Here is a 25,907-nt window from a genome sequence, read left to right on the forward strand (position 1 = left end):
GTGTGTGGCCATCATGGCTTCAATCCGTTGCGAGGCAAGGTGTTTCGGATAACCCCACTGTGCGCTGATCCTCAGTCACTGCGGGTCGAGCCGGATTTCTCTACATAACCGGACATACCTGGCGAGTCAGGGATGAAGACGATCTAGCGTGTAGATGCGGGCAGAAGCCCTGGGCGGCGTGGGGCGATCTTGTCAGCACTTGCCCGTGCAGACGACAGTGTGCCGAGCGGCTGGGGGCCGGGGAGCGCGACCGCGCTCACGACGGCCGCAGGAGGGACGGGTCGAGCATGCGCGCAGCGGGGACGGGGCGGGTCACCGAGGGCAGGGTGCTGCTCGTCAGCGCCTTCGGCGCGTTCCTGGCCTTCCTCGACGCGACGATCGTGAACGTCGCGTTCCCGAGCATCCGGGAGTCGTTCCCCGGCACGTCGATCGGCGAGCTGTCCTGGGTGCTCAACGCCTACAACATCGTGTTCGCGGCGTTCCTCATCGTCTGCGGCCGGCTGGCCGACCTGCTCGGCCGGCGCCGGACCTTCGTCCTGGGCGTCCTGGTCTTCACGGTCGCGTCCGCGCTGTGCGGGGCCGCCCCGACGGTGGGGCTGCTGGTCGCCGCCCGCGTGGTCCAGGCCCTCGGTGCGGCGCTGCTGGTCCCGGCCTCCCTCGCCCTGGTCGTCGAGGCCTTCTCCGAGGAGCGCCGCACGCACGCGATCGGCCTGTGGGGCGCAACGGCGGCCGTGGCGGCCGGTCTCGGCCCGCCGATCGGCGGCGCCCTGGTGGAGGCCGGCGGCTGGCGCTGGGCGTTCTACGTCAACATCCCCTTCGGCATCGCGGCCGTCCTGGTCGCCCGTCGCCAGCTGGTCGAGAGCCGTGCTCCCGGCCGGCGCACCATGCCCGACCTGGTGGGCGCCGCGCTGCTGGCGGCCGCCCTGGCCGCCCTGACTTTGGGCATCGTCAAGGGCAACGACTGGGGCTGGATCAGTGCAGCTCTGGTCGGTTCGATGATCGCCGCAATCGCGTTCGGCGGGCTGTTCGTCGTGAGCTCCCGGCGGGCGAGGTCGCCGCTGCTGGACCCGACCCTGCTGCGGATCCCGTCCTTCGCCGTCGCCAACGTCGCGACCGCCGTTGCCGGGCTCGGTTTCTACGCCTACCTGCTCACCAACATCCTGTGGCTGCAGTACGTGTGGGGCTACAGCGTGCTGCGGGCCGGCCTGGCCCTGGTGCCCGGCGCCCTGGTCGCCGCGGTCGTCGCCGCGGTGCTCGGCCCGGTCGCCGAGCGGCGCGGCTACCGGCTGGTGGTCGTCCCCGGGGCGCTGGTGTGGGCCGGCGCCTACATCTGGTACCACCAGGCCACCGGCGTCACGCCGGACTTCCTGGGCGCCTGGCTGCCGGGCCAGGTCTTGTCCGGGATCGGCGTCGGCGCCACCCTGCCGGTGCTCGGCAGCGCCGCCCTGGCCGCCGTGCCGGGCGGCCGCTACGCGACCGCGTCCGCGGTGGTGTCCAGTGCTCGCCAGCTGGGCGGCGTGCTCGGCATCGCCCTGCTCGTCGTCATCGTCGGCACCCCGTCAGCGGCGGAGGCGGTCGGCGCCTTCAAGGACGGCTGGCTGCTCTCGATCGCGGCGTTCCTCGCCGTGGCGGTCCTCGCCCTGCCGCTGGGCCGGCTCGGCCACGCCGAGGAGGCACCGGCCGACGACGCGCACGACGTGCCGGTCGTGCACCTGCCCACCCGGGACCCGCTCCCCCGACCGGCGGCCCAGAGCGCCGGCGTGGCCGACGTGCCGATGTTCGCCGCCCTCGACCCGGCCGCCCGGGTGCGGCTCGAGCGCAGCGCCACCGAGCACGCGGTGCCGGCCGGTGACTGGCTGATGCGCGAGGGCGACCCGCCCGGCTCCGTCTACGTGGTCCGCACCGGACGGCTGGAGGTGTGGATCGCCGGGACCCGGGTCCGCGAGCTCGGCCCCGGTGCCGTGATCGGCGAGCTGGCGGTCCTGACCGGCGAGGGCCGCTCGGCCGCCGTCCGGGCCCGCCGCGACTCGGTGCTGCTCGAGATCCGCCGCGAGGACTTCACGACGCTGCTCGAGACCGATCCGGCAGCCTCGCGGGTCGTCGTGACCCAGCTCGCTGAGCGGCTGCGCAGCGGGGGCGCCCGGCCGGCCGAGCCGGCAGCCGCGCCGGGTGTCGTCGCGGTCGTCGCGGCGCACGACGGGGCCCCGGTCGCGGCGGTCGCCGCGAGCTTGGTGGCCGGCCTGGACCGGCACCTGCGGGTCGTCGCCCCTCAGCGGGTCGACGCCGACGGGCTCGCCCGGGCCGAGCGCGAGCACGACCGGGTCGTCCTCGTCGCCGACGGCACCGACGACGGCGACCCGGGCTGGCTGGCGCGCTGCGTGCGGCAGGCCGACCAGGTGGTCCTGGTCGCGGCCGCGGACGCGCCGCAGACCGAGCTGCTGCGCGGCCGCTGCGACGAGGCCGCCTGCCAGCCGGACGTGGTGCTGGTCGGCCCTCACCCCGGCCCCGAGACCCTTGCCGCGTGGGCCCGCGCGGCCGACGCATGGCAGGTCAGCGTGGTCGACGGCGACCTCGCCGTGGGGCTGCGTCCGCTGGTCGACCGGGTCGCCTGCCGCTCGCTGGGCCTGGTGCTGGCCGGCGGCGGCGCCCGCGCCTTCGCCCACATCGGGGTGCTGCGCGAGCTCGAGGACCAGGGGATCCCGGTCGACCGGGTGGCCGGCTGCAGCATCGGCGCGATCGTCGCGGCGACCTGGGCGACCGGTGTCTCCGGCGAGGAGCTCGAGGACAAGAGCTACGCCGAGTTCGTCCGGCGGCGGCCGTTCGGCGACTACACACTGCCGACCCACTCGCTGGCCCGGGGCCGCCGCACCCACGAGGGCCTGATGCGCGCACTCGGCGCGGACACCCTGGTCGAGGGCCTGCCGCGGCAGTTCGGCTGCGTCAGCACCGACCTGGTGACCCGCACCCGGCAGGTGCACCGCCGTGGGAGCCTGGTCGACGCCACCCTGGCCTCGGTCCGCCTGCCGGTGCTGTTCCCGCCGATCGCCGACGGCCAGCGGCTGCTCATCGACGGCGGGGTGCTCGACAACCTGCCGGTCGACCTGCTCACCGAGCGCAGCGAGGGCCCGGTGGTCGCCGTGAACATCGCCATGGGCGGCAGCGTCCGGCCACACACCGTCGACCCGTCGGCGCCACCGCGCCCGGCGCGCGTCCCCGCGCTCGGGGAGACCCTGCTGCGCACGATGATGATCGGCAGCGCCGGCGCGGTCGCCACCGCCAGGGGCCACGGCGCGGCGGTCGTCACCCCGCCGACGATGGGTGTGGGGCTGCTCGAGTTCCACCAGCTCGACCGCATGGTGCAGGCCGGCCGACGGGCCGCCCGGGAGCTGCTCGCGGTGCTGGCCCAGGACGCCCGGCACCCGGGCGTCTGGCCGGTGCCCCGCAGCCTGGTGCCGGAGCCGGCCCGGCAGGATGACGGCCAGCTCGTCGACGTACGGACGCACGTCGCCCGGTCGCCGTGACCGACGGGCTGGCGGCGACGATCGACGCCCTCCGGCACGGGGCACTTCGACGTGCGCTGCTGGCCTTCCTGGTGTTCTCCGTCGCCGAGTGGGCCACCTGGATCACGCTGCTGGTCTGGGCCTACGACGAGCGCGGGGTCGGGGCGGCCGCCACCGTCTCGGTCGTCCAGCTGCTGCCCGCGGTGGTCGTCGCCCCGCTCGCCTCGGTCATCGGCGACCGAGGGGAACGCGGCCGGGCGCTGGCGATCGGCTACCTGGCCCAGGCGCTCACCATGCTGCTGACCGGGCTGCTGCTGGTCGCGGACGCGCCGTTCGCCCTCACCTGCGCGGGCGGGGTGCTGGTCACCTGCGCGATCACGCTGACCCGCCCGGTGCACAACGCCACGTTGCCCACCGTCTCTCACACACCGGCCGAGCTGCTGGCCGGCAACTCGGCGTCGATCACCGCCGAGGGGGTCGGCGGCTTCCTCGGCCCGCTGACCTGCGGCCTGCTGATCTCCGGTGCCGGCCCCGGGTCGGTCTTCCTGCTCTTCGGCGTGCTGCTGCTCGGGTCTGCCGCGCTGGTCGCCCGGCTGCCGGTCGTCCGCCTGACCGACGGCGACGAGCCCGGCGTGGTGCGCGCCGCGGAGAGCCTCACCCGGCGAACGCTGGCCGGCGTCCGGGAGCTGCGCGAGCAGCCGGCCTCGGGCCTGCTGATGCTGATGGTCACCGGGCAGTACGTCGTGGTCGGCGCCATGGACATCCTGCTGATCGTCCTGGCGCTGGAGGTCCTCGGCACCGACAGCTCCGGGCCGGGGCTGCTGGGCAGCGCGCTCGGCGTCGGCGCGATCCTCGGCGCCCTGCTGACGGTCGTGCTGGCCGGGCGACGCCGGCTGTCGCCGGCCTTGCTGGCCGGCCTGCTCGTGACCGGGCTGCCGATCTGCGTCCTGGCCGCGGGCGGCGGGACCGCGCTGGCGGCCGTGCTGCTGGTGCTGTCGGGGGCCGGCAAGGCGTTCTTCGACGTCGCTGGCCGGACGCTGCTGCAGCGCACCGTGCCGGACGAGGTGCTGGCCCGGGTCTTCGGGCTGCAGGAGGCCCTGATGACCGCCGCCCTCGCGGTCGGCGCTGCCAGCGCGCCGCTGCTGGTGTCGTGGCTGGGCATCTCCGGCGCCCTGGTCGCCGCCGGTGCCCTGCTGCCGGTGGCTGGGCTGCTGGCCTGGCCGGTGCTGCGCGGGCTGGACGCCCGCGCGCGGCAGCCCGGCCGGTGGTTCGACCTGCTCCGCACCGTGCCGTTCTTCCGCTCCGCGCCGCTGCCGGTGCTCGAGCAGCTGAGCCGGCGCACGGACGAGGACGATGTCGACACGGGCGCCGTCGTCGTTCGCGAGGCCCACCGCGGCGACCGGTTCTACCTGGTGTCCGACGGCGCCGTCACGGTCAGCCAGGACGGCCGCGAGCTGACCCGGCTCGGCCGGCACTCCTCCTTCGGTGAGGTCGCGCTGCTCCTCGACGTGCCCCGCACCGCGACCGTGACGGCGACCGCGCCGACCCACCTGGTCTGGATCGAGCGCGACGACTTCCTGCGCGCCATGCGGACCGTGCCCGCGGCCCGGGTCTCGGCGGACGAGGTCGTGCAGGGACACCTCGAGGACGACGCGGTGCGCCGGGCTCAGACCGAGGACGTCGACGCCGCAGGCGACGGCCCGGCCGCAACCTCGTAGGTGTCGCCCTCGCGGGCCACCACGACCCGCATCCCGCCGCCGAGCGCGGGCGCCCACTCCGCGATCTCGTCCAGGGCCGCGTCGGTGCGGGCCGGCGAGTGGTGGAAGAGGACCAGCGTGCCCGCGCCGCTGCTCAACCCGAGACCGACCGCGTCCTGGACGGTCGCGTGGCCGTAGTCCACCGCGACCGGTCGCTCGCCCTCGAGGAACTGGGCGTCGTGCAGCAGTACGTCCACGCCGCTGAGCAGGTCGAGCAGCTCGTCCGAGACACCCGCCGCCGGCGCGTGGTCGGGCAGGTAGGCGATCGACCCGTGGTCGTCCTCGACCCGGATGCCGTACGTCCGGCCGCCCTTGTGGGCGATGTCGACCGTGCGGACCGTGAACCCCTCGATCTGGTGCTGACCCGCCTCGACGGCGTGGAAGCCCCACCGGCCGCGCAGCCCTTCCGGGGTGATCGGGAAGGCGGGCGGCGACAGGGTCTGGGCGAGCAGGTCGCGCCCGGACCGGCCGTCCTGGGCCGGCAGGTACAGGTCGACCCGGGAGTCGTCCCGGTCACCGGCCGCGAAGAAGGGCAGGCCCTGGACGTGGTCCCAGTGCATATGGCTGAGCACGATCGCGCCGTCGTAGGACGCGCCGGCCAGGATCCGGGTCAGCGAGCGCAGCCCGGTGCCCGCGTCGAGGACGAGGCTGGGCCGGTCGGCGCCGTCGGCGGTCACCGCCACGCACGACGTGTGCCCGCCGTAGCCGGCGAACTCGGCGCCGGGCGCCGCCGTCGATCCGCGGACCCCGAGGGTCTCGAGCTTCACGATGCGCTCACGCGCGGCACCGTAGCGTGCCCACCGAGCGATTGCGGGGCACATCGCCCGTTTGCCCGCGCGAACCCGGGTGGATCTGCCACCGTTCGGGCGACCACCCGCCCGCATCCCGGCACCGCCGACCGACCCATGAGGCGCCGTCATGGCTCAGCACGCCCGACGAGACCGGCCGCGGCTGACCGCACCGCTGCGGCACCGGGACTTCCGGCTGCTGATCACCTCGTTCTTCATCTCCTTCGCCGGCTCGTGGGCCTACAACGTGGCCCTGGCGGTCTACGTCTACGACCAGACCGGGTCGGCCGCCTGGGTCGGGGCGGCCACGGTGGGCCGGTTCGTCCCGTCGCTGCTGCTTGGTCCGTACGGCGGGGTGCTCGCGGAGCGCTTCGAGCGGGTGCGCCTGATGGTGTCGCTCGACTGGATGAGCACCGGCCTGATGCTGGTCCTGGCCCTCGTCGCGGCACTCGAGGGTCCGGCGCTGCTGGCGATCGTGCTGGCCGGCCTGACCTCGGTCACCGGCACGGTCTACGAACCGGCCGCCGCGGCGATCACGCCGGAGACCGTGCCGGAGACCGACCTGGCCGCGGCCAACGCGCTGCGCAACATGGTCGACAACATCGCGATCATCACCGGGCCGGTGCTCGGCGCGCTGCTCCTGCTCGCGGCGCCGCCGTCGGTGGTGTTCGTGGCCAACGCCGCCACCTTCGCTGTGTCTGCCCTCGTGGTGCGGCGGATCTCGGTGCGCAGCATCCCCGTGGACGTGACCGAGGCCGGGACCGCCGGCCCCCTGAAGCAGATGATGGTCGGTATCCGGACGATCGCCGGCTCGGCGACCGCCGCCACCCTGGTCACCTACAGCGTCATCGCCAGCTTCGTGTACGGCGTCGACACCGTGCAGTTCGTCGTGCTCTCCGAGGAACGGCTGGGCACCGGACCCGACGGCTTCGGCTACCTGCTCGCCGGGATGGGCCTCGGCGGGATCGCGGCGGCCGGCCTGGTCAACCGGATGGCCGCCTGGCCGCGGCTGGGCTCGGTGATCCTGCTCGGGATGGCGATCTACTGCCTGCCCACCCTGCTGTTCCTCTTCGTCGACGACCCGCTCGTGGCCACCGCGATCCAGGTCGTCCGTGGCGCCGGCACCCTGGTGGTGGACGTCCTGGCGATCACCGCGCTGCAGCGGTCGCTGCCCAAGGAGGTCCTGGGCCGCGTGTTCGGGGCGTACTTCACCGGCGTGCTGTCCGCAATCTCCCTCGGTGCGCTCGTGACCCCGCAGGTGATCTCCGCGTTCGGGCTGGACGCCAGCCTCTGGCTGGCCGGGGCGGTGCTGCCGGCGCTGTGCCTGCTGGGCCTGCCGTTCCTGCGCCGGATGGACGCCATGAACGTCGCCCGGCTGGCCGCGGTCGAGCCGCGGGTCCAGGTACTGGAGCGCCTCGGCATCCTCACCGAGGCCTCCCGCCCGATGCTCGAGCGGATGGCGGCCGACGCCGAGGAGGTCGAGGTGCCGGCCGGGACGGTCGTCATCCGGGAGGGCGACGAGGCGGACGCGTTCTACGTCCTGCTCGACGGCGAGGTCGGCGTCCGGGCCCGCGGCGAGGAGGCGGTCGAGCGCGAGCTGCCGCCGATGGAGAGCGGGGCGTGGTTCGGCGAGATCGGCCTGCTGGAGCGCATCCCGCGCACGGCCACGGTCACTGCCACCGTCCGGAGCCAGATGCTGCGCATCCCGGGCGAGACCTTCGTCGACGCGCTGACCAACGCACCGGCCTCTGCCGCGCTGCTCGAGGGGGCCCGCAGCCGGCTCTCCCGCACCCACCCGCACCGGCGGGCTGCGGTCATCGAGCTGGCCGAGGTGGCCGAGCCGTCGGAGCGCTCGGACTAGCGCTGCCGGAGCCGCAGCAGGCCCTCCTGGACGACCGACACGGCGAGCGCACCACCGGCGGTGAAGAGCCGCCCGGTCGCCAGCCCCCGGCCGCCGGATGCCGACGGGGAGGTCTGGTCGTAGAGCAGCCACTCGTCGGCGCGGAACGTCCGGTGGAACCACATCGCGTGGTCCAGCGACGCCGGCTGCAGCCGCGGGTCCCCGATGTAGGTCCCGTGCGGCCGGACCGCCGCGGAGAGCAGCGTGAGGTCGCTCGCGTAGGTGAGCACCGCCGCGTGCAGGACCGGGTCGTCGCCGATCGGGTCGGAGGACTTGAGCCAGACCCGCGACACCGGCTCCCGGCGCTGGCCCGGCGGGGCGACCTCTCCGGCGTACCGCACGTCCAGCGAAGCCCACTCGCGGTCCCACTCGGCCCTCGGCCGCTTCGACACCTTGGCGAGGACGTCGCCGAGCTCCGGGCACGCGTCGGGCGGCGGCACCTCGGGCATCGGGTCCTGGTGGTCGAGCCCCTCCTCGGGCACCTGGAACGACGCGGACAGGTAGAAGATCACCTCACCGTGCTGGCGGGCCACCACCCGCCGGGTGCTGAACGAGCGGCCGTCGCGGGTCCGCTCGACGTCGTAGACGATCGGGACCGACGGGTCGCCCGGGCGCAGGAAGTAGGCGTGCAGCGAGTGCACGCTGCGGCCCTCCTCCCCGGTGCGGGCGGCCGCGACCAGCGCCTGGCTGGCGACCTGGCCCCCGAACACCCGTTGCAGCGCGGTGTCGGGCTGCCGCCCGCGGTAGAGGCCGAGCTCGATGGTCTCGAGGTCGAGCAGCTCGATGAGCTCCTGCGTCGACTGCGGCACGGTCACATGGTGGCCCCCCGTGCGGGCCGGTTAGCGTGCGGGGGTGCCCACCCGCCAGACGCTCCGGACGGCACTCGCGCCGCGCTGGTGGCCGTGGCACCTGCTGCTGGTCGTGGCCGTCGGCGTGATGGGCTGGCTGGGCTGGTGGCAGCTGCAGAGCTTCGAGGACGTCGACCGGCCGGCCGAGGACGGGTCCGCGCGGGACGTGCCGCTCGACCGGGTGACCGCGCCGGGCGACCGGCTCCGGCCCGGTGACCCCGGCCGGGAGGTCACGGCGGTCGGGACGTGGCAGCCCGAGAGCCAGGTCATCGTCCCCGGCCGCGAGCGAGGCGGCCGCGACGGCGCACTGGTCGTGACTCCTCTGCGCACCGCGCGCGGAGTCGTGCCGGTGGTGCGCGGCTGGGTGCCGGCCCGCGCCGCCGTCCCTACACCGCCGGACGGGCCGGTCACCGTGCGAGGCGTGCTGCAGCGCTCGGAGACCGAGGCCGACGCGACCGCGGTGGTGCCGGCGGTGCCGCGCAAGGGCGAGGTGGAGTACGTCGCCACGGTGACCCTGCTGGCGGCCACCGCCTACGACCCGGACCAGCTCTACGACGGCTTCGTCGTGCTGCGGTCGACCGAGCCGCCCCTGGCGGACGACCCGGCCGCTCCCGCGCTGGTCGCCGCGGACCGTGGCGGGGACGACGGCGCCGGCCAGGTCGGCAGGTGGCGAAACCTGGCCTACGCCGTGCAGTGGTGGCTGTTCGCGGCCGCCGCGGTGTTCTTCTGGGCGGTGGTGCTCAGGCGGGCGGCGCAGGAGGCGCAGGAGCAGCCGGACCAGCCGACCGGTCCGCCGCCTGCTGGTCCGCCGCCTGCTGGTCCGCCGCCGGCCGGGCCGGACGCACCTGGCGCAGCACTCTGCGCTCCGCCACGAAGGACATGAACGGCACCGTCCCGGCGAGCAGCAGCAGGGCGGTGCGGCCCGGCGACCAGCGCAGGCGGTAGGCCACGACGAACGCGGTCACGACGTAGCCGACGTAGAGCCAGCCGTGGACCGGGGCCACCACCCGCACCATCGCCCCGGAGTCGCCGAGGTACTTCAGCGGCATCGCCACCAGCACGAGCAGCAGCAGCGCCACGCCCGTCGCCCAGGCGAACACGCGGAACCGGGTCAGCTCGCCGGAGGAGAGGGGTCGGGACGGCACCCGGCCAGCCTAGGTAACGGCCCCGGTCGGCGGCGCAGCCGGTCAGGTGCTCTCGCCGAGGTCGAGGTGCTCGCGCAGCCGGTCCTGCAGCTGGCTCAGGTCGACGACGTGGACGGCCCGCGGGCTGTCCCCGTCGCGCAGGGCGGTGACGGCGACGTCCGCACCCTCCTCGATGTCGTCGGTGCCGTCGGTCCCGGCCAGCACCGTGGTGTCGTCGGTGAGCCGGTACGTCGTCGCGAAGCCGTCGGCGCTGCGCACCGTCATCGAGCTGCTCGACACCGACGTGACCTCGCCGCGCTGCGAGAGCACCGTCCGGTAGCCCCCGTCGGGGTCCTCGACGACGTACGACCCGTGCAGCGGCGCCCCCGGCAGCGGGCCGCCCATCATCCCCCCGAGGATCCCCTTGCCCATCCCGCCCAAGCGGTGGCGGAGCATCGGGCCCCCTCCGTGCTCCTCGGCCCAGTCGCGCAGCCGGTCACCGACCGGGCCGTCGCCGTCGGTCCCCTCCTCGTCGGTCCCGTCCTGGTCGGTCGATCCCATGGCGGCGAAGCCGTTGACCGAGCCGACCGGGTCGTCGCCGCCGCGCGCCAGCGCAGCGCCGAAGGCACCGGCGGCCACGAGGGCGACCACCGCACCGACGACGACCAGCCCACGGACGCCGCGGCGCGACGTGGGGCGGGTCTGGGCGTCGGCGCTGTCCACGGTGTCGCCGATGACACCGGTGTCGCCGGTGTTGCCGGTGTTGCCGGTGTCGCCGGTGTCACCGGTGTCACCGGTGTCGCCTTGCTGCCGCGCGGTGCCGGGGACCCACAGGTCGTCCAGGCGCTCGGTCGGCGCCTCGTCGGGCTTGTCGGGTCCGCTGGGCGGCGTCGGCTGCACGGTGACCTCGCTGACTCGGACCGGCCGCAGACCGGTCAGGGGACGGATGTTGCGCCTCGAGTGTCGGTCACGGACCTGTGACCAGGCTGGCACCAGCCTGTGAACCCAGCAGCGGCAGGTCGACGAAGAAGGCGCTCCCCCGGCCAGGCTCGGACTCCACGGTGACCAGGCCGCCGTGCGCGGCCACCAGGGCAGCCACGATCGACAGGCCCAGCCCGCTGCCGCCTGCCGCCCGGGTGCGGGACGGGTCGGCGCGGTAGAAGCGCTCGAACACCTTCTCCCGCTCCTCGTCGGTCAGCCCCGGCCCCTGGTCATGGACACCGACCCGGACCCGGCCGGCCGGCTCGGAGCGGTCATCCTCGGGACCGTCGCCGCCGGAGGCGGTCTGCAGGGTGACGGCTATCGGCGTGCCAGCAGGCGTGTGGGTCAGTGCGTTGGACACCAGGTTGGTGACCACCTGGCGCAGCCGCGCGTCGTCGCCGAGGACGACCGGCGCCTCGTCGCCGCGCACGTCCAGGTCGACCTGCCGGTCCGGGGCGAGCACCCGGGCGTCGTGGGCGGCGTCGCTGACGACGTCGAGCAGGTCGACCGGCTCGGCACGCAGCGGCCGGGCCTGGTCCAGGCGGGCCAGCAGCAGCAGGTCCTCGACGAGCAGGCCCATCCGGGACGCCTCGTCCTCGACCCGGCGCATCATCCGGTCCAGCTCGGCCGTCTCGCGGACGGCGCCCTGGCGGTAGAGCTCGGCGAAGCCGCGGATCGAGGTCAGTGGCGTCCGGAGCTCGTGGCTGGCGTCGGCGACGAAGCGCCGCATCCGGTCCTCGCTGGCCACGGCGGCCGACGCGGACGCCTCGCGCTCGCGGAACGCCGTCTCGATCTGGTCGACCATCGCGTTGAAGGCGCCGGACAGGCGGCCCACCTCCGTGCGCGGGTCGCTCTCCGGCACCCGGCGGCTCAGGTCGCCGGCCGCGATCTCGCCGGCAGCCGACTCGACTTCCTCGAGCGGCCGGAGGCTCCGCCGGACCACGAGATAGCCGAAGCCGGCCATCAGCACGACGGCCAGGCCGCCGACGAGCACCTCGACCACCAGGAGCCTCCGAGTGGTGTCCTGCACGTCCTTCAGGGATATGGCGCGGACGAACAGCGCCTGCTCGCCGTTGATGGCCACGTTCGTCGGATTCACAACGACCCGCCAGGGCGCACCGCCGCCCACGGCGTGGACGGTGAAGGGCTCGGTGCCGGCGGACCGGATCCGCGACGCTGAGAGCTGCGGAGGGTCGAGCTCGAGCCCGTTGTTCGTCACGTTGACACGCTGGCCAGCCGCGGTGGTGAGCACGTAGTACTCGGCGCGGTCCGGACCGAAGGGCCCCGGGTTGCCCGGCATGTCGCCGCCGTTCAGCTGACGGCCGGACAAGGGCCGCGCGAGGTCCTCGTCGACCTGCCCGACGAGGTAGGTGCGCAGGATTGTGGTTACGGCGAAGCCGGTGACGAGGAGGGCCAGCGTGACCAGGAGGGCGAACGCGACCACGAGCCGCACGCGCAAGGGCGTCGCGGCGAGCATGCGCGGCGCCTGGCGGATGGCCACGGGTCCAACGCTCCTTCGGTGGTCGTTACGGGGGGCTGGTCAGCCCCGCGGCACGCGCAGGACGTAGCCGACGCCGCGCAGGGTGTGCAGCAGCCGCGGCTCGGTGATGTCGATCTTGCGGCGCAGGTAGGACACGTAGGACTCGACCACGTTGGCCTCGCCGCCGAAGTCGTAGTGCCACACGTGGTCGAGGATCTGCGACTTGGACAGCACCCGGCCGGTGTTCTGCATGAAGTAGCGGAGCAGCTTGAACTCGGTCGGCGACAGTGCGACCAGCTCACCGGCCTTCCACACCTCGTGGGTGTCGTCGTCGAGCTCGATGTCGGCGAAGGACAGCCGGGCGGGCTGCTGGGCGGCCGGGCCGGTGGCGGACGTGCGCCGCAGGACGGCGCGGATCCGGGCCACGATCTCCTCGAGGCTGAACGGCTTGGTGACGTAGTCGTCGCCGCCCACGGTGAGTCCGGTGACCTTGTCCTCGGTGGCGTCCCGCGCGGTCAGGAAGAGCACCGGGGCGGTCGAGCCCTCTCCGCGCATCCGCCGGACCACGGCGAAGCCGTCCATGTCCGGCATCATCACGTCGAGGACGACCAGGTCCGGGCGGTAGCTGCGGGCAGCGGCGAGCGCTTCCCGGCCGTTGGCGGCGGTGGTGACCTCGAAACCGGCGAACCGCAGGCTGGTGGCGAGCAGCTCGAGGATGTTGGGCTCGTCGTCGACGACGAGCAGCCTGGCTTCGGTCGTGCGCTGGGCGGGCCGGGCGCCGGACCCGCCGGTGGCGCCGCTCGGGGTCATCTGCCCCTCCGTGCTGCGATGGGATGTCGTGCTCATGCCCCGATCGTCGGGGAGGGCGCTGCTCACCGGCTGGGCACTCCCTGTGAGGTCCCTGTGAGTGCAGGGCCCAGCGTACGGCGCGCTCGGTCCGCCGCGGGTCAGCGCCGCAGCGCTCGATCCCGACCAAGTGGTCATGGCGCATCGGCCCAGGTGGCCCCGGGAACGACGAAGGCCCCTCCACGCATGAGTTGGAGGGGCCTCGCCGGTCCCGTGCCGCCGACCGCCGATCGCTCGGCGCCCGGCGTCACCGGACTGTCCGCCGCACCCGCTCGCCGACCGATCGCTCGGCCGGCCGCGCTGTCCGGCGAGCGTGCCGCCCGCTCTCCGTCCGATTGCTCGGCCGGTGCGCTGCACCACGCCGGCACGTCCGCCCGCTTGCCGTCCGATCGCTCGGCCGGCGCGCTCCGTCGCACCTCGCGACCCGTCCGCTTCCCGTCCGATCGCTCGGTCGGTGCGCCTCGAGCCGCCGCGCCCGGCCCGCTCACCGTCCGATTGCTCGGCCGGCGCGCCTCCTGGCACGTGTGCCTCGTCCGATGCCTCCCGATCGCTCGGCAGGTCGCCTCGTGGCACGCCCCGGTGTCCTGGCCGACGATCGCTCGCCGGTCCGGACCTCGGAACCCGTCCTCGGTGCCCGGTGACCCGTCGAAAGCCTTGGTTTCCCGCCGCTTTCGACGTCCCGGAGTCTCCTCCGGGGCGGTCCCCGTTGCCGGTGACGTGATGAGATTTCTAGTGCCCGGACGGCAGCCCCCACAAGGGCTTTAGGGCACTGATTTCGACCACTTCCTGGGTCCACAGCGATCTCCACAGGTGGGCCCGCCTTGTGCACCGACCGGGCCTGGTTGTCCACTGGTCGGCCCGCGGTCGTCCACCGGTACGTCCACAGGCGGTCACCTCCTGTGTCCGACATGTGGACACGGCTGAGGGCGATCGGCCCGGTCGACGGACGGAGGGGCGGGCCGGCCGGGGCGCGGGCGGTGACAGGATGTCCGCGATGACTGCTCGGCGGGACACCACCCAGCGCAGGCTTCCCCGTCGGCGGCATCGCGCCCGTCCGGCCGGTCCGGCCGGCCGCCGGGCGCGCGCGGCGCTCGCGGTGCTCGTGGCGCTGGCCCTGGCCGGCTGCGGCCTGCTCGGCGGCGCCGACGAGGGCCGGGCACCGACCGGAGCCGGTCGCACGTCCTCCGCCGCTCCGCCGGCCAGCACCACACCGCCGCCGGACCCCGACACCGCCAGCGGCTGGGGCCCGACCCTGGGCGAGCTGGAGCAGGCTCGCGCCCTGGTCGACGCGATGGACGACGCCGACCGGGTCGCCACCGTGCTCATGCCGGGCTTCTGGGGCTACGACGGCGAGTCGCCCACGCCGGCCGAGGCGGCGCAGAACCAGCTCATGCACGGGGTCGACTCGCCGGCCGAGGTGGCAGCCGGCCAACCCTACGGGGGCTTCTTCCTCCGACCCGAGGTCATCGCGGACGCCGACCAGGTGCGCCGGCTGACCCAGGTGCTGCACGAGCGGGGTGACGGGCCCGACGGGCTGCCGCTGCTGGTGTCCATGGACCAGGAGGGCGGCGTCGTGCAGCGGCTCAAGGCCGGCGTCGCGACCGTCCCGTCGGCCGCCTCGGTCGGCTACAGCGGCAGCACGGCGTACGCCCGCAAGGTGGCCCGCGCCAACGGACGCACCCTGCGCGACCTCGGCGTCACGATGGTGCTCGCGCCGGTGGCCGACGTCGACCCGGACAGCGTCTCGGTGATGGGGTCGCGCACCTACTCGCCGGACCGCCGGGTGGCTGCCCGGATGGTGGTGGCGACCATGCGCGGCTACCTCCAGGCCGGCGTGGTCCCGGTGCTCAAGCACTTCCCGGGCCTCGGCACCGTCAGCGGTGACAGCCACCGCTCGCTGCCGGTCCAGGACAAGTCGCTGGCCGCTCTGCGGCGCACCGACCTGGTGACCTTCCGGGCCGCCGTCGATGCCGGCGCGCCGGTCGTCATGACCGGCCACGTCGCCGTGCCGGCGCTGGACCGCGGCATGCCGGCGTCGCTGAGCAGGACCGTGCTGGACACCGTGCTGCGCGGCGAGCTCGGCTTCGAGGGCGTCGCCATCACCGACTCGCAGGGCATGGGCCCGGTCTACGGCCGCTACGGCCCGGCCGAGGGGGCGATCCGCTCGCTGCTCGCGGGCAACGACCTGGTGCTCAACTCGCCGCGCCCTCGCCAGGCGCGCCGGGCCGTCCTCGCGGCGGTGCGGTCCGGGCGGATCCCCGCGGAGCGGCTGGCCGAGGCGGCGACCCGGGTCGAGGCGCTGCGGATCTACCAGCAGCGGCTCGCCGAGGCGAGCTGACGCGGAGGAGGCGACCAGTGGGCACCGTCACCGACTACCTGGCCACGCTCGCGGCCCCGGACCGCGACGCCTTCGCCCGGGTGCGCGACCTGGCCCTGGCCGAAGCGCCGGAGGCGACCGAGGGCACCAGCTACGGCATGGCGGCGCTGCTGCTCAGCGGCCGGCCGCTGCTCGGGCTGCGTGCCGCCGCCGGGCACCTGAGCGTCTTCCCGTTCAGCCCCGAGGTGGTCGACGCCGTCGCCGGCCCGCTGACCGGCTTCGCGCTGTCCAAGGGGACCATCCGCTTCACGGCCGCTGAGCCGCTGCCCGAGGACGTCGTGCGCGCCCTGGTGCGGCTGCGCCGGGCCGAGATCGAGGGCTGAGCCGGCACTTCCGGCCCGGTCGGCTCAGTCCTTGCCCCGCACCGGCCGGACCTCGACCAGCTCGAGGTGCTTGGGCGACACGGTGTCCCCGCTCGACACCCCGCGGACTCGTCGCCCGACCCAGGGCAGCAGGTAGCGGCGCACCCACCGGACGTCGTCGAGCACGTCGTGCCGCCTCGGCCGGCGCGGCGCCGCGTCCAGCGGCAGCCGCCACCAGCCCGGGTCGCCTCCGAGCAGGTCGGGATCGGTGACGCCGAGCCGCTCGAGGACGGCCGCCGCGACCCGCTCGTGCCCGGGCGGGGCGAGGTGCAGCCGGTCCTCGTGCCACAGCCGGCGATCCTGCAGGGCGGGAACCGCCCCCTGGTCGACGAGCATGGCGCCGCGGCGCTCGGCAACCTCCCGGACCCCGGCGTTGAAGCGGGCGAAGCGCTCCGCCAGCCGCTGGGCGGTCCGGCCGGTCCCCCCGGCCCGCTCGATGACGGTGAACAGCACGGTCCCCACCCCGGCGTCGCGCAGCACACCGACGGCGGCGTCGTACCGGCGCAGGACGCCGTCCACGTCGGTCCGCGGCCGCAGCACGTCGTTGGGCCCGGCGTGGAAGGTCACCAGGTCGGGGCGCAGGTCCAGGGCGGTCGGCAGCTGGTCGGCCACCACCTGGTCCAGCAGCCGGCCCCGCACGGCCAGGTTGGCGTAGCGCAGCGGCGCCCTGGCCGCTCCGGACGGCTCGCCGTCCACCATCGCGAGCGCTGCCGCGACCCGGTCGGCCCACCCGAGGTGACGGCCCTCGGGTCCCAGGTCGTCCTCGAGCCCCTCGGTGAACGAGTCGCCGGTGGCCACGAGTGTCCTGATCACCGGTCCGTCGCCCACGGCCCCATTATCGGGCCCAGTAATGTGCCCGGCGTGGGGATCGTCCCGGACACCAAGGACTGGACGTGGGTGCTGCGCGAGCCCTGCCCGGAGTGCGGCTTCGACGCCGGTGCGGTGCCGCTCGCCACGGTCCCGGAGTGGGTGCGCGCCGGGATCCCGGTGTGGCGCGACGTGTTGTCCCGCGCCGACGCGGCCCGGCGGCCGGACGAGAGCACCTGGTCGCCGCTGGAGTACTCCTGCCACGTCCGCGACGTCTGCCACCTCTTCGACGAGCGGCTGCTGCTCATGCTCGAGCAGCACGACCCGGTGTTCGCCAGCTGGGACCAGGACGAGGCGGCCGTCGCCGACCGCTACGACCAGCAGGACCCCGCCGCCGTCGCCCAGGAGCTGGCCGCGGAGGCCGAGGTGATCGCGGCGCGCTTTGCCGCGGTCCGCGACGACCAGTGGCAGCGGACCGGGCGCCGCAGCAACGGCTCGGCGTTCACGGTCGCCACCTTCGCCCACTACTTCCTGCACGACCTGGTGCACCACGAGCACGACGTGACCCGCACGTGACGGCACCGGAGCACCGGCACGGCGAGCACGACGACCACTCGCACGAGCACGACCATGAGCACGACCACGACGCCGCGGAGGGGCTGCTCGACCGGCTGCGCCACCTGGTCACCCCGCACAGCCACGACGCGGCGGTGGCCATGGACAGCGAGCTGGAGGCGAGCAGGGCCGGCATGCGGGCCCTGCTGCTGTCCTTCCTGGCGCTCATGGCCACCGCGCTGCTGCAGCTCGCTGTGGTGGCGCTCAGCGGGTCGGTCGCGCTGCTCGTCGACACCATCCACAACTTCGCCGACGCGCTGACCGCCCTGCCGATCGCGGTGGCCTTCACGCTGGGCCGCCGGCCGCCGACGCGGCGCTACACCTACGGGTTCGGCCGGGCCGAGGACCTGGCCGGCATCGTCGTGGTGCTCTTCATCGCCGCGTCCGCCGTGGTCGCCGCGGTCGAGGCGCTGCGCCGGCTGGCCGACCCCCGCGACATCGACCACCTCTGGGTGGTCGCTCTCGCCGGCCTGGTCGGCTTCGCCGGCAACGAGGCGGTCGCGCGCTACCGGATCACGGTCGGGCGCCGGATCGGCTCGGCCGCCCTGGTAGCCGACGGCCTGCATGCCCGCACCGACGGCTTCACCTCGCTGGGCGTGGTGCTCGGCGCCGCCGGGGTGGCCGCCGGGCTCGAGTGGGCCGACCCGGTGGTCGGCCTGCTCATCACGGTGGCCGTGCTCTCCGTGCTGCGCGACGCCGCGAGAGACGTCTACCGGCGGCTGATGGACGCCGTGGACCCCGAGCTGGTCGACACCGTCGAGCGGGTCGCCCGCGAGGTGCCCGGCGTGCAGGACCTCGGCGACGTACGGCTGCGCTGGATCGGGCACACGCTGCGCGCGGAGCTGGTCATCGTCGTCGACCCGGCGCTGGGCATCGTCGACGCGCACCGGATCGCCGAGGCCGTCGAGCACCGGCTGCTGCACGACGTGCCCCGACTGCACGCGGCCCTGGTCCACGCCGACCCCGCGGGCCACGTCCACGACCTGACCGACCACCACCGGGAGCGGTGAACGACGTGCTGATCACCAACCACGTGCTGAGCGGGGCCGTCGTCGGCGCCCTCTCCCCCGACTCCCTCAGCGCGGCCGGCCGCGGGTTCGCCTCGCACTTCGTGCTCGACTCGCTGCCCCACTTCGGGCTGCCCGAGGAGCACCTGATGAAGGTCGCCGTGCCCGACGGCCTGGTCGGGCTGGCCGCGATCGCGGTGGTCGCCCGGGCGACGCCTCCGGGTCTGCGGCTGCGGGTGCTGGCCGGCGTGTTCGGTGCCTGCCTGCCGGACGTCGACAAGCCGGCCCGGCAGTTCTTCGGCCGCTCACCGTTTCCGGCGTGGATGGACCGGGCGCACGCGGCGATCCAGCCCGAGGCCTCGCACCGGCTGCCGATCGAGGTCGCCTGCGCCGGCGCCTTCAGCGCCGCGCTGACCACGCTGCTGCGCTCCGCGCGGCCGCCGCGAGACCGCGCTCCCACCGACGCCTGACGTGCGTGCGCCCCGGTGGCTCCCCGTCCGTCGGGACGGGTGAGCCACCGGGGCGTCGAGAGGCTGGTGAGGCAGCCGGTCAGGCAGCCGGCGGGGCGAAGAACTCCAGCGCGATGCCGTCCGGGTCGCGGAACGAGAGCCCGGAGCCGTAGTGCGCGTCCACGACGCCGCCGTGGGTGATGCCGAGCTGGTCCAGGCGGTCGGCCCAGCCCACCAGCTCGGCGCGGTCGGCGCAGCCGAAGGACACGTGGTCCAGGCCGGTCTGGTACTCCGAGAACTTGTCCCCGGTGCCCTTCTCGTGGGTGTGCAGGCCGAAGAGCTGGCCGCCGCCGATGAGGTAGACCGTGTGGTGGAACCCACCGGTCGTCTCGTCCTCGTCGAGGACCGGCTCCGAGCCGAAGAGCTGGCTGTACCACTGGGTGCTGCGCTCGAGGTCGGTCACGGTCACGGCGACGTGGGTGAGAGCGGGAAAAGCAGGCACGGCGAAACCTCCGAAATGTGATGTCTTGTGCTGCCCGGACGGGCTCCGCTGCCCGCCTGGTGCCATGACCTCACCGTCGTCCGAATGCGGTCCCGCGACCTCGGGAGGAGTGCCCATCTTTCGCCGGCCGCGGCGTGGGTCGAACTGCGCACGTGCCCAGGCGGTGCCACAATTCCGCGCGGGAGGGCGAGTGACGACACCGGAGGCGACCACACCCGAGCCGATGACGGCGCGGGAGCCGGCCCCGGACCGGGAGGCGGCCACCGCCGCTGCCGGGCGCCGGGACTGGCAGGCCGCGTACGACTCCTACGCGGCGATGGACGACCTGACGGCCGCCGATCTCGAGGGCCTCGCGGAGGCCGCGTGGTGGCTGGGCCGGATGCGGGAGTCCATCGAGCGCCACGGCGATGCCTTCCGCGCCTACTGCGCGGTCGACGACCGGCGGTCGGCCTCCCGCATCGCGTTCCTGCTCGCCGTGAGCACCCGGCTGGTGGGCGACCCGGCCGCCAGCGCCGGCTGGGTGCGCCGGGCGGAGCGCTCGCTCGCCGACCTGCCGGAGGGCGCCGAGCACGGCTACCCGCTCTACCTGCGGATCGCGGAGCTGATGGGCCGGGACCTCGACGCGGCCGTCGCGGCGGCACGGCGGATGCAGGACCTCGGCCGGCGCCACGACGACCCCACGCTGGTCGCCCTCGGGGTCTACTTCGAGGGGCGGGCGCTGATCAAGAGCGAGCAGGTACCGGAGGGCCTGGCCCTGCTGGACGAGTCCATGCTCGCCGCACTGTCCGACGAGCTGTCCCCGCTGTGGACCGGCGCGATCTACTGCGGCCTGATGGACGCCTGCAACGAGCTGCGGGACATGCGGCGGGCGCACGAGTGGACGCTGGCCACCACCCGCTGGTGCGAGCCGCTGCCGCTGACGTCGCTCTACCCGGGCATCTGCCGGGTGCACCGCGCCCAGGTCCTGCAGACCCGGGGGTCGTGGGCGCAGGCCGAGCAGGAGGCGCTCGAGGCGTGCCGGGACATGGCGGGCGTCGACGTGTTCGCGGTGGCGGACGCCTACTACGAGATCGCCGAGGTGCGCCGTCTGCGCGGGGACCTGGCCGCCGCCGAGCGCACCTACCTGGACGCACACCGGCACGGCCGTGACCCGCAGCCCGGGCTCGCCCTGCTGCGCCTCGCGCAGGGACGGGTCGACGCCGCCGCCGCTGCCGTCTCCGCCGCCCTCGCCGACCGGACCGGGAGCCGGCTCGACCGGGCGCCGCTGCTCTCGGCCCAGGTGGAGATCGCGCTCGCCGCCGGCGAGACGGCCCTGGCCGACGCAGCAGCGGACGAGCTCGTCTCGACCGCCGAGACGTTCCAGAGCGCCGGGCTGCGCGGCGAGGCCCACCGCTGCCGCGGCGCTGTGCGGCTCGCGCAGGACCTGCCGGTCGAGGCGATGGGCGCCCTCCGGCTGGGGCTCAACACGTGGCACGAGCTCGATGCACCGTACGAGGCGGCCAGGACCCGCATGCTCCTCGCCGGCGCCTACCGCACCCTGGGCGACGCCGAGGCCGCGACGCGCGAGGAGGACGCCGCACGGGCCACGTTCGACCGGCTCGGCGTCGTCGTGGCGCGCGAGGACCGGCCCAGCGGCCTGACCCACCGGGAGGTCGAGGTGGTCCGGCTCGTCTCCGCCGGCAAGAGCAACCGGGCGATCGCCGAGGAGCTGGTCCTGAGCGAGAAGACCGTGGCGCGGCACGTGTCCAACATCTTCGTCAAGACCGGGGTCGCCTCCCGCTCGGCCGTGACGGCGTTCGCCTACGACAGCGGGCTGCTGGGCAGGACTACCCACGGCTGAGGCGTCGGGTTTTGGTGATTGCGACCGACGCGCGTCCGGGCGCCGGGCGGCGACCGTGGGGCTGCCGACCCCGATCGAGGAGCGCCGCGATGCCGAAGTTCGTCGTCGAACGCCGGCTGCCCGGCGCCGGTGAGCTGACGGCGCAGGAGCTCCACGCCATCTGGGCCCGGTGCAACCAGGTCGTCGCCGAGCTCGAGGGGCGCGCGCAGTGGCTGCACAGCTACGTGACGAGCGACCGGCTCTACTGCGTGTACGTCGCCACCGACGCGGACGCGGTCCGCGAGCACGCCGAGATCGGGGGCTTCCCCGCCGACCTGGTCAGCGAGGTGCGCGCCGAAGCCGACCCGGTCAGCGGGGAGTGACCTCGGCCAAGCGGCCCTCCAGGAACCGCCGCTCCGCCGCGTTGCTGGTCAGCGCGATGGCCTCGCGGTAGGCCGCGGCCGACTCGGGCTGACGGCCGAGGCGGCGAAGGAGGTCGGCCCGGGTCGCGGCGAGGTAGCGGTAGCCGTCCAGGCGGCCGTCGCCCGCCAGCACCTCGACCTCGTCCAGCGCGGCCTGCGGCCCGTCGACCATGAGGACGGCGACGCTGCGGTTGAGCGCGACGACCGGGCTGGGCCAGAGCCCGAGCAGGACGTCGTACAGCCGCAGGATGCGCCGCCAGTCCGTGTCGCTGTACGTCGTCGCGCGCGCGTGCTCGGCGGCGATCGCAGCCTGCACCAGGAAACGACCCGGGGCGGCCCGGGCGGCGGCCCGCACCAGGGCGAACCCCTCGGCCACCTCGTCCTCGTCCCAGCGCGACCGGTCCTGGTCCTCGAGCAGCACCACGGCGCCGTCCGGGCCGGACCGGGCGTCACGCCGCGCGTCGGTGAGCAGCATCAGCGCGAGCAGCCCGGTGACCTCGCCCTCGTCGGGCATCAGGCTGCGCAGCACCCGACCGAGGTCGACCGCCCGCGCCACCAGGTCGGGGCGCACCAGGTCGGCACCGGTCGGCGCGACGTGGCCGGTCGTGAAGACCAGGTGCACCACGGTGAGCACCGCGTCCAGCCGCTCGGGCAGGTCTGCCTCGGCCGGCACCCGGTAGGGGATCCGGGCGGCGGCGATCTTCTTCTTCGCCCGGGTGACCCGGGCCGCCATCGTCGCCTCCGGCACCAGGAACGCCCGCGCGATCTCGTCCGTCGTCAGCCCGCAGACCAGGCGCAGGGTCAGTCCCACCTGCGCCTCGCGCGAGAGAGCCGGGTGGCAGCAGGTGAAGACCAGGCGGAGCCGGTCGTCCGGGATCCCGTCGTCACCGTCGTCGCCGGGCAGGGGCTCGGTGTGCACCGGCTCGACCAGCAGCGGCAGCTTGCGCCGCAGGGTCTGCTCGCGCCGCAGGACGTCCAGCGCCCGGCGGCGCGCGGTGGTGGTGAGCCACGCCCCAGGCGACCGGGGCACCCCGTCGCGCAGCCAGGCGTCCAGCGCGGCGCCGTACGCATCCTGCACGCACTCCTCCGCGACGTCGAGGCTGCCGGCGACGCGCGCCGTCGCGGCGAGGACGAATCCCCACTCGCGACGGTGCGCGTCAGCCACCGCCTCCGCCACCTCGTGCCGGGACGTCACTCGTCGGGGAACTCCATGACGGGACGCACCTCGACGCCGCCGAAGCGGGCCGGGCACAGCTTGGCGATCTGCAGGGCGTGGTCGAGGTCGCGGGCCTCGACCAGGTAGTAGCCGCCCAGGGCCTCCTTGGTCTCGGCGAACGGCCCGTCGGTGACGACGTCGTGGCGGATGGTGGTCGCGGTGCTCACCGGCTGAAGGGCCTTGCCGCCGACGATCTTGCCGCCGACCTCCTCGACCTGCTCGGAGAAGCGGTTGTGCGCCTCCATCACCTCGCCGAAGACCTGCTCGCCGCCCTCGGCGTAGGCCTTCTCGTCCTCGAAGATCAGGATCAGGTACTCGCTCATCTGGTGTCCCCTTCCCGGCCCGGTGGCCGGATCGACTCTGACACCACCCCGACGGGTGGGGCGGCCGGAAATCGACAACGACGGGAAGTTACCTCCCCGCATAGGCTGGCGGGCCCATGCCGAACAGCAGGAACCGGTCGCCGCTCCGCAGGCGCCCGGCCCGTCCACCACGACCGCGCAGCGTCGTGGCACCACCGGTCAGCTATCCCCCGGAGCTGCCGGTCGCGCAGCGGCGCGACGACATCGCCGCGGCGATCCGCGACCACCAGGTCGTCGTGGTGGCGGGCGAGACGGGCTCCGGCAAGACGACCCAGCTGCCCAAGATCTGCCTCGAGCTCGGCCGCGGGGTCGCGGGGCTGATCGGGCACACCCAGCCGCGGCGGATCGCCGCCCGCAGCGTCGCCGAGCGGATCGCCGAGGAGCTGAAGGTCCCCCTCGGCGACGCGATCGGCTACTCGGTGCGCTTCACCGACAGGGTCGGGCCGGCGACGATGGTCCGGCTGATGACCGACGGCATCCTGCTCGCCGAGATCCAGCGCGACCGCGAGCTGCGGGCCTACGACACGATCATCGTCGACGAGGCGCACGAGCGGAGCCTCAACATCGACTTCCTGCTCGGCTACCTGGCCTCCCTGCTCCCCCGCCGGCCGGACCTCAAGCTGGTCATCACCTCGGCCACGATCGACACCGAGCGCTTCGCCGCCCACTTCGGCGGGGCGCCGGTGGTGGAGGTGAGCGGGCGGACCTACCCGGTCGAGGTGCGCCACCGGCCGCTGGTCGACCCGGACCGGCCCGAGGCGGAGGAGCAAGACGTCGTGGCCGGCATCCTGGCCGCGGTCGACGAGCTGCGGGAAGAGGACAACGGAGGCGCCGGCAACGACATCCTTGTCTTTTTGTCCGGCGAGCGCGAGATCCGCGACACCGCGGACGCGCTGCGCGGCCACCTGCGCGGCGTGCGGGAGGAGGTGGAGGTCCTCCCGCTGTACGCCCGGCTCTCGGCCGCCGAGCAGCACCGGGTCTTCGAGCCGCACTCCGCGCGGCGGGTCGTCCTGGCCACCAACGTCGCCGAGACCTCGCTCACCGTGCCCGGCGTGCGGTACGTCGTCGACCCCGGCACGGCACGGGTCTCGCGCTACAGCCACCGGCTCAAGGTGCAGCGGCTGCCGATCGAGCGGGTGAGCCAGGCGAGCGCCAACCAGCGGGCCGGCCGGTGCGGCCGCACGTCCGACGGCGTCTGCATCCGGCTCTACTCCGAGGACGACTTCCGAGAGCGCCCGGAGTTCACCGAGCCGGAGATCCTGCGCACCAATCTGGCATCGGTGATCCTGCAGATGACCGCGCTCGGTCTGGGTGACCTCGCGGCGTTCCCCTTCCTCGAGCCGCCGGACCGGCGGCAGGTCAAGGACGGCCTCGACCTGCTCGTCGAGCTCGGCGCGCTCGAGCAGCCGGGGAAGCGTGCGGGTGCCGCGACGCGCCGGCTCACCCCGCTCGGCCGGTCGCTGGCGCGCCTGCCGGTCGACCCGCGGCTGGCCCGGATGCTGCTCGAGGCCGACCGCAACGGCTGCGTCCCCGACGTCCTGGTCATCGTCGCCGCGATGTCGATCCAGGACCCGCGGGAGCGGCCCGCCGAGCACCAGCAGGCGGCCGACACGATGCACCGGCGCTTCGCCGACGACCGGTCGGACTTCCTGGCCTACCGCAACCTGTGGGTCTACCTGCAGGAGCAGCAGAAGTCCCTGTCCGGCAACGCCTTCCGCCGGATGTGCCGCACCGAGTTCCTGCACTACCTGCGGGTGCGGGAGTGGCAGGACCTCGTGGGCCAGCTGCGGCAGGTCGCGAAGTCGATCGGGCTGTCGACGGCCGGCGAGGTCGGCGCGCCGGGCGACGAGCCGAAGCCGGTGCACCTCTCGCTGCTGGCCGGCCTCCTGTCCCATGTCGGCCTCTGGGACCCGGACCGCCGCGAGTACGCCGGTGCCCGCGGCGCGCACTTCGCCGCGTGGCCCGGGTCGGCGCTGTTCAAGAAGCCGCCGGCGTGGGTGATGGCCGGTGAGCTGGTCGAGACGTCCCGGCTGTGGGGCCGCGACCTCGGGCGGATCGAGCCCGAGTGGGTCGAGCCGTTGGCCGAGCACCTGGTCAAGCGGTCCTACAGCGAGCCGCACTGGTCGGCCAAGCAGGGCGCCGTGATGGCTTACGAGAAGGTGACCCTCTACGGCGTCCCGATCGTGGCCTCGCGCCGGATCACCTACGGGCGCATCGATCCCGGTCTGTCCCGCGAGCTCTTCGTGCGGCACGCCCTGGTGCAGGGCGAGTGGCGCACGCACCACCGGTTCTTCCACCACAACCGCGAGCTGCTCGCCGACGTCGAGGAGCTCGAGCACCGGGCCCGCCGCCGCGACATCCTGGTCGACGACGAGACGCTGTTCGACTTCTACGACGAGCGGGTCCCGCCCGACGTCGTGTCGGCCCGGCACTTCGACGCGTGGTGGAAGGCGGCGCGCCGGGAGACGCCCGACCTCCTGACGTTCGACCCCGAGATGCTGGTGCGCGAGGGCGCGTCGCGGGTGAACGACGCCGACTTCCCCGACGCGTGGGTCCGGGGTGGCCTGCAGCTCCCGCTGACCTACCAGTTCGAACCGGGCACGGATGCCGACGGCGTGACGGTGCACGTGCCGGTCGCGGTGCTGAACCGCCTGACGCCGAGCGGCTCCGACTGGCAGGTGCCCGGCCTGCGGCTCGAGGTGGTGACGGCGCTGCTGCGCACGCTGCCGAAGGACCTGCGCAGGC

General features: G+C 74.5%; 21 protein-coding genes and 1 pseudogene. 12 read left to right on the top strand and 10 right to left on the bottom strand.

Annotated elements, in window-relative coordinates; genetic code table 11:
• Positions 1 to 287 precede the first annotated feature (287 nt).
• Positions 288 to 3,521, top strand: coding sequence for a DHA2 family efflux MFS transporter permease subunit (locus VK640_13535; GenBank protein ID HTE74204.1), 3,234 nt, complete (start codon positions 288 to 290; stop codon positions 3,519 to 3,521).
• Positions 3,518 to 5,218, top strand: coding sequence for an MFS transporter (locus VK640_13540; protein HTE74205.1), 1,701 nt, complete (start codon positions 3,518 to 3,520; stop codon positions 5,216 to 5,218). Before VK640_13535 ends, VK640_13540 begins: the two co-directional genes overlap by 4 nt.
• Here VK640_13540 and VK640_13545 read toward each other — a convergent pair.
• Positions 5,167 to 6,024: an MBL fold metallo-hydrolase gene (locus VK640_13545; GenBank protein ID HTE74206.1), complete on the bottom strand. Its 858-nt coding sequence runs from the start codon at positions 6,022 to 6,024 to the stop codon at positions 5,167 to 5,169. The two genes, VK640_13540 and VK640_13545, sit on opposite strands and share 52 nt — an antisense overlap.
• 151 nt (positions 6,025 to 6,175) lie before the next feature.
• On the opposite strand from VK640_13545, the gene VK640_13550 reads away from it, so the two are divergent.
• A complete protein-coding gene (locus VK640_13550; protein HTE74207.1) occupies positions 6,176 to 7,906 on the top strand; it encodes an MFS transporter in 1,731 nt (576 codons plus the stop codon).
• Here the strand turns inward: VK640_13550 and VK640_13555 are convergent.
• Positions 7,903 to 8,754, bottom strand: coding sequence for an acyl-CoA thioesterase II (locus VK640_13555; protein HTE74208.1), 852 nt, complete (start codon positions 8,752 to 8,754; stop codon positions 7,903 to 7,905). The genes VK640_13550 and VK640_13555 overlap by 4 nt on opposite strands.
• Before the next feature lie 124 nt (positions 8,755 to 8,878).
• Between VK640_13555 and VK640_13560 the strand changes: the two are divergent.
• Positions 8,879 to 9,493 (top strand): annotated as a pseudogene (locus VK640_13560) (SURF1 family protein).
• 40 nt (positions 9,494 to 9,533) lie between these two features.
• Here the strand turns inward: VK640_13560 and VK640_13565 are convergent.
• The 4 genes from VK640_13565 to VK640_13580 form a co-directional block, all read right to left on the bottom strand.
• The gene (locus tag VK640_13565) at positions 9,534 to 9,938 is read right to left on the bottom strand and encodes a DUF3817 domain-containing protein (GenBank protein ID HTE74209.1); all 405 of its coding nucleotides are present in this window, start codon (positions 9,936 to 9,938) and stop codon (positions 9,534 to 9,536) included.
• Between the two features lie 42 nt (positions 9,939 to 9,980).
• Entirely contained in the window at positions 9,981 to 10,817 is an 837-nt protein-coding gene (locus VK640_13570; GenBank protein ID HTE74210.1) for a hypothetical protein, read from the bottom strand.
• Between the two features lie 67 nt (positions 10,818 to 10,884).
• Positions 10,885 to 12,399, bottom strand: a complete 1,515-nt coding sequence (locus VK640_13575; GenBank protein HTE74211.1) for a HAMP domain-containing sensor histidine kinase — start codon at positions 12,397 to 12,399, stop codon at positions 10,885 to 10,887.
• 39 nt (positions 12,400 to 12,438) lie between these two features.
• Positions 12,439 to 13,188 (bottom strand): response regulator transcription factor, encoded by a 750-nt coding sequence (locus VK640_13580; GenBank protein ID HTE74212.1) that lies wholly within the window; start codon positions 13,186 to 13,188, stop codon positions 12,439 to 12,441.
• A 1,030-nt stretch (positions 13,189 to 14,218) separates the two neighbouring features.
• On the opposite strand from VK640_13580, the gene VK640_13585 reads away from it, so the two are divergent.
• Both VK640_13585 and VK640_13590 read left to right on the top strand, forming a co-directional pair.
• Positions 14,219 to 15,562 (top strand): glycoside hydrolase family 3 N-terminal domain-containing protein, encoded by a 1,344-nt coding sequence (locus tag VK640_13585; protein HTE74213.1) that lies wholly within the window; start codon positions 14,219 to 14,221, stop codon positions 15,560 to 15,562.
• 17 nt (positions 15,563 to 15,579) lie between these two features.
• Positions 15,580 to 15,924: a DUF1801 domain-containing protein gene (locus VK640_13590; protein ID HTE74214.1), complete on the top strand. Its 345-nt coding sequence runs from the start codon at positions 15,580 to 15,582 to the stop codon at positions 15,922 to 15,924.
• Positions 15,925 to 15,948: 24 nt separating this feature from the next.
• Here the strand turns inward: VK640_13590 and VK640_13595 are convergent, their stop codons facing one another.
• Positions 15,949 to 16,776 carry an SGNH/GDSL hydrolase family protein gene (locus VK640_13595; GenBank protein ID HTE74215.1) on the bottom strand — a complete coding sequence of 276 codons (828 nt, stop codon included), beginning with the start codon at positions 16,774 to 16,776 and terminating at the stop codon, positions 15,949 to 15,951.
• Positions 16,777 to 16,824: 48 nt separating this feature from the next.
• Here VK640_13595 and VK640_13600 point away from each other — a divergent pair, with 48 nt between their 5' ends.
• Genes VK640_13600 through VK640_13610 form a run of 3 tightly spaced genes read left to right on the top strand, consistent with a single transcriptional unit; the run spans position 16,825 to position 18,862 of the window.
• The gene (locus VK640_13600) at positions 16,825 to 17,346 is read left to right on the top strand and encodes a DinB family protein (GenBank protein ID HTE74216.1); all 522 of its coding nucleotides are present in this window, start codon (positions 16,825 to 16,827) and stop codon (positions 17,344 to 17,346) included.
• Positions 17,343 to 18,395, top strand: coding sequence for a cation diffusion facilitator family transporter (locus tag VK640_13605; GenBank protein ID HTE74217.1), 1,053 nt, complete (start codon positions 17,343 to 17,345; stop codon positions 18,393 to 18,395). The genes VK640_13600 and VK640_13605 overlap by 4 nt, the downstream gene beginning before the upstream one ends.
• The gene (locus VK640_13610; protein ID HTE74218.1) at positions 18,392 to 18,862 is read left to right on the top strand and encodes a hypothetical protein; all 471 of its coding nucleotides are present in this window, start codon (positions 18,392 to 18,394) and stop codon (positions 18,860 to 18,862) included. Before VK640_13605 ends, VK640_13610 begins: the two co-directional genes overlap by 4 nt.
• A 79-nt stretch (positions 18,863 to 18,941) precedes the next feature.
• Here VK640_13610 and VK640_13615 read toward each other — a convergent pair whose 3' ends face one another.
• Positions 18,942 to 19,343, bottom strand: coding sequence for a VOC family protein (locus VK640_13615; GenBank protein HTE74219.1), 402 nt, complete (start codon positions 19,341 to 19,343; stop codon positions 18,942 to 18,944).
• Positions 19,344 to 19,566: 223 nt separating this feature from the next.
• On the opposite strand from VK640_13615, the gene VK640_13620 reads away from it, so the two are divergent.
• Together VK640_13620 and VK640_13625 are read left to right on the top strand one after the other, a co-directional pair.
• Positions 19,567 to 21,183 (top strand): LuxR C-terminal-related transcriptional regulator, encoded by a 1,617-nt coding sequence (locus VK640_13620; GenBank protein ID HTE74220.1) that lies wholly within the window; start codon positions 19,567 to 19,569, stop codon positions 21,181 to 21,183.
• Positions 21,184 to 21,272: 89 nt separating this feature from the next.
• Positions 21,273 to 21,545, top strand: a complete 273-nt coding sequence (locus VK640_13625) for a DUF4242 domain-containing protein (protein HTE74221.1) — start codon at positions 21,273 to 21,275, stop codon at positions 21,543 to 21,545.
• Here the strand turns inward: VK640_13625 and VK640_13630 are convergent.
• Positions 21,532 to 22,749, bottom strand: coding sequence for a DUF6596 domain-containing protein (locus VK640_13630; protein HTE74222.1), 1,218 nt, complete (start codon positions 22,747 to 22,749; stop codon positions 21,532 to 21,534). The genes VK640_13625 and VK640_13630 overlap by 14 nt on opposite strands.
• Before the next feature lie 26 nt (positions 22,750 to 22,775).
• A complete protein-coding gene (locus VK640_13635) occupies positions 22,776 to 23,123 on the bottom strand; it encodes a YciI family protein (GenBank protein HTE74223.1) in 348 nt (115 codons plus the stop codon).
• Positions 23,124 to 23,308: 185 nt separating this feature from the next.
• Between VK640_13635 and hrpA the strand changes: the two genes are divergently transcribed.
• The coding region (hrpA, locus tag VK640_13640; GenBank protein ID HTE74224.1) for an ATP-dependent RNA helicase HrpA at positions 23,309 to 25,907 on the top strand (2,599 nt) is incomplete at its 3' end.

The sequence above is a fragment of the Actinomycetes bacterium genome (assembly GCA_035489715.1).
Lineage (GTDB): Bacteria > Actinomycetota > Actinomycetes > JACCUZ01 > JACCUZ01 > DATHAP01.

What these genes read in the sequence shown, in the direction of transcription:
- VK640_13620 (HTE74220.1), top strand. Translation starts at nt 19,567, where the DNA reads ATGACGGCGCGGGAGCCGGCCCCGGACCGGGAGGCGGCCACCGCCGCT.
- VK640_13625 (HTE74221.1), top strand. Translation starts at nt 21,273, where the DNA reads ATGCCGAAGTTCGTCGTCGAACGCCGGCTGCCCGGCGCCGGTGAGCTG.
- VK640_13550 (HTE74207.1), top strand. Translation starts at nt 6,176, where the DNA reads ATGGCTCAGCACGCCCGACGAGACCGGCCGCGGCTGACCGCACCGCTG.
- VK640_13635 (HTE74223.1), bottom strand. Translation starts at nt 23,123, where the DNA reads ATGAGCGAGTACCTGATCCTGATCTTCGAGGACGAGAAGGCCTACGCC.
- VK640_13535 (HTE74204.1), top strand. Translation starts at nt 288, where the DNA reads ATGCGCGCAGCGGGGACGGGGCGGGTCACCGAGGGCAGGGTGCTGCTC.
- VK640_13585 (HTE74213.1), top strand. Translation starts at nt 14,219, where the DNA reads ATGACTGCTCGGCGGGACACCACCCAGCGCAGGCTTCCCCGTCGGCGG.
- VK640_13580 (HTE74212.1), bottom strand. Translation starts at nt 13,188, where the DNA reads ATGACCCCGAGCGGCGCCACCGGCGGGTCCGGCGCCCGGCCCGCCCAG.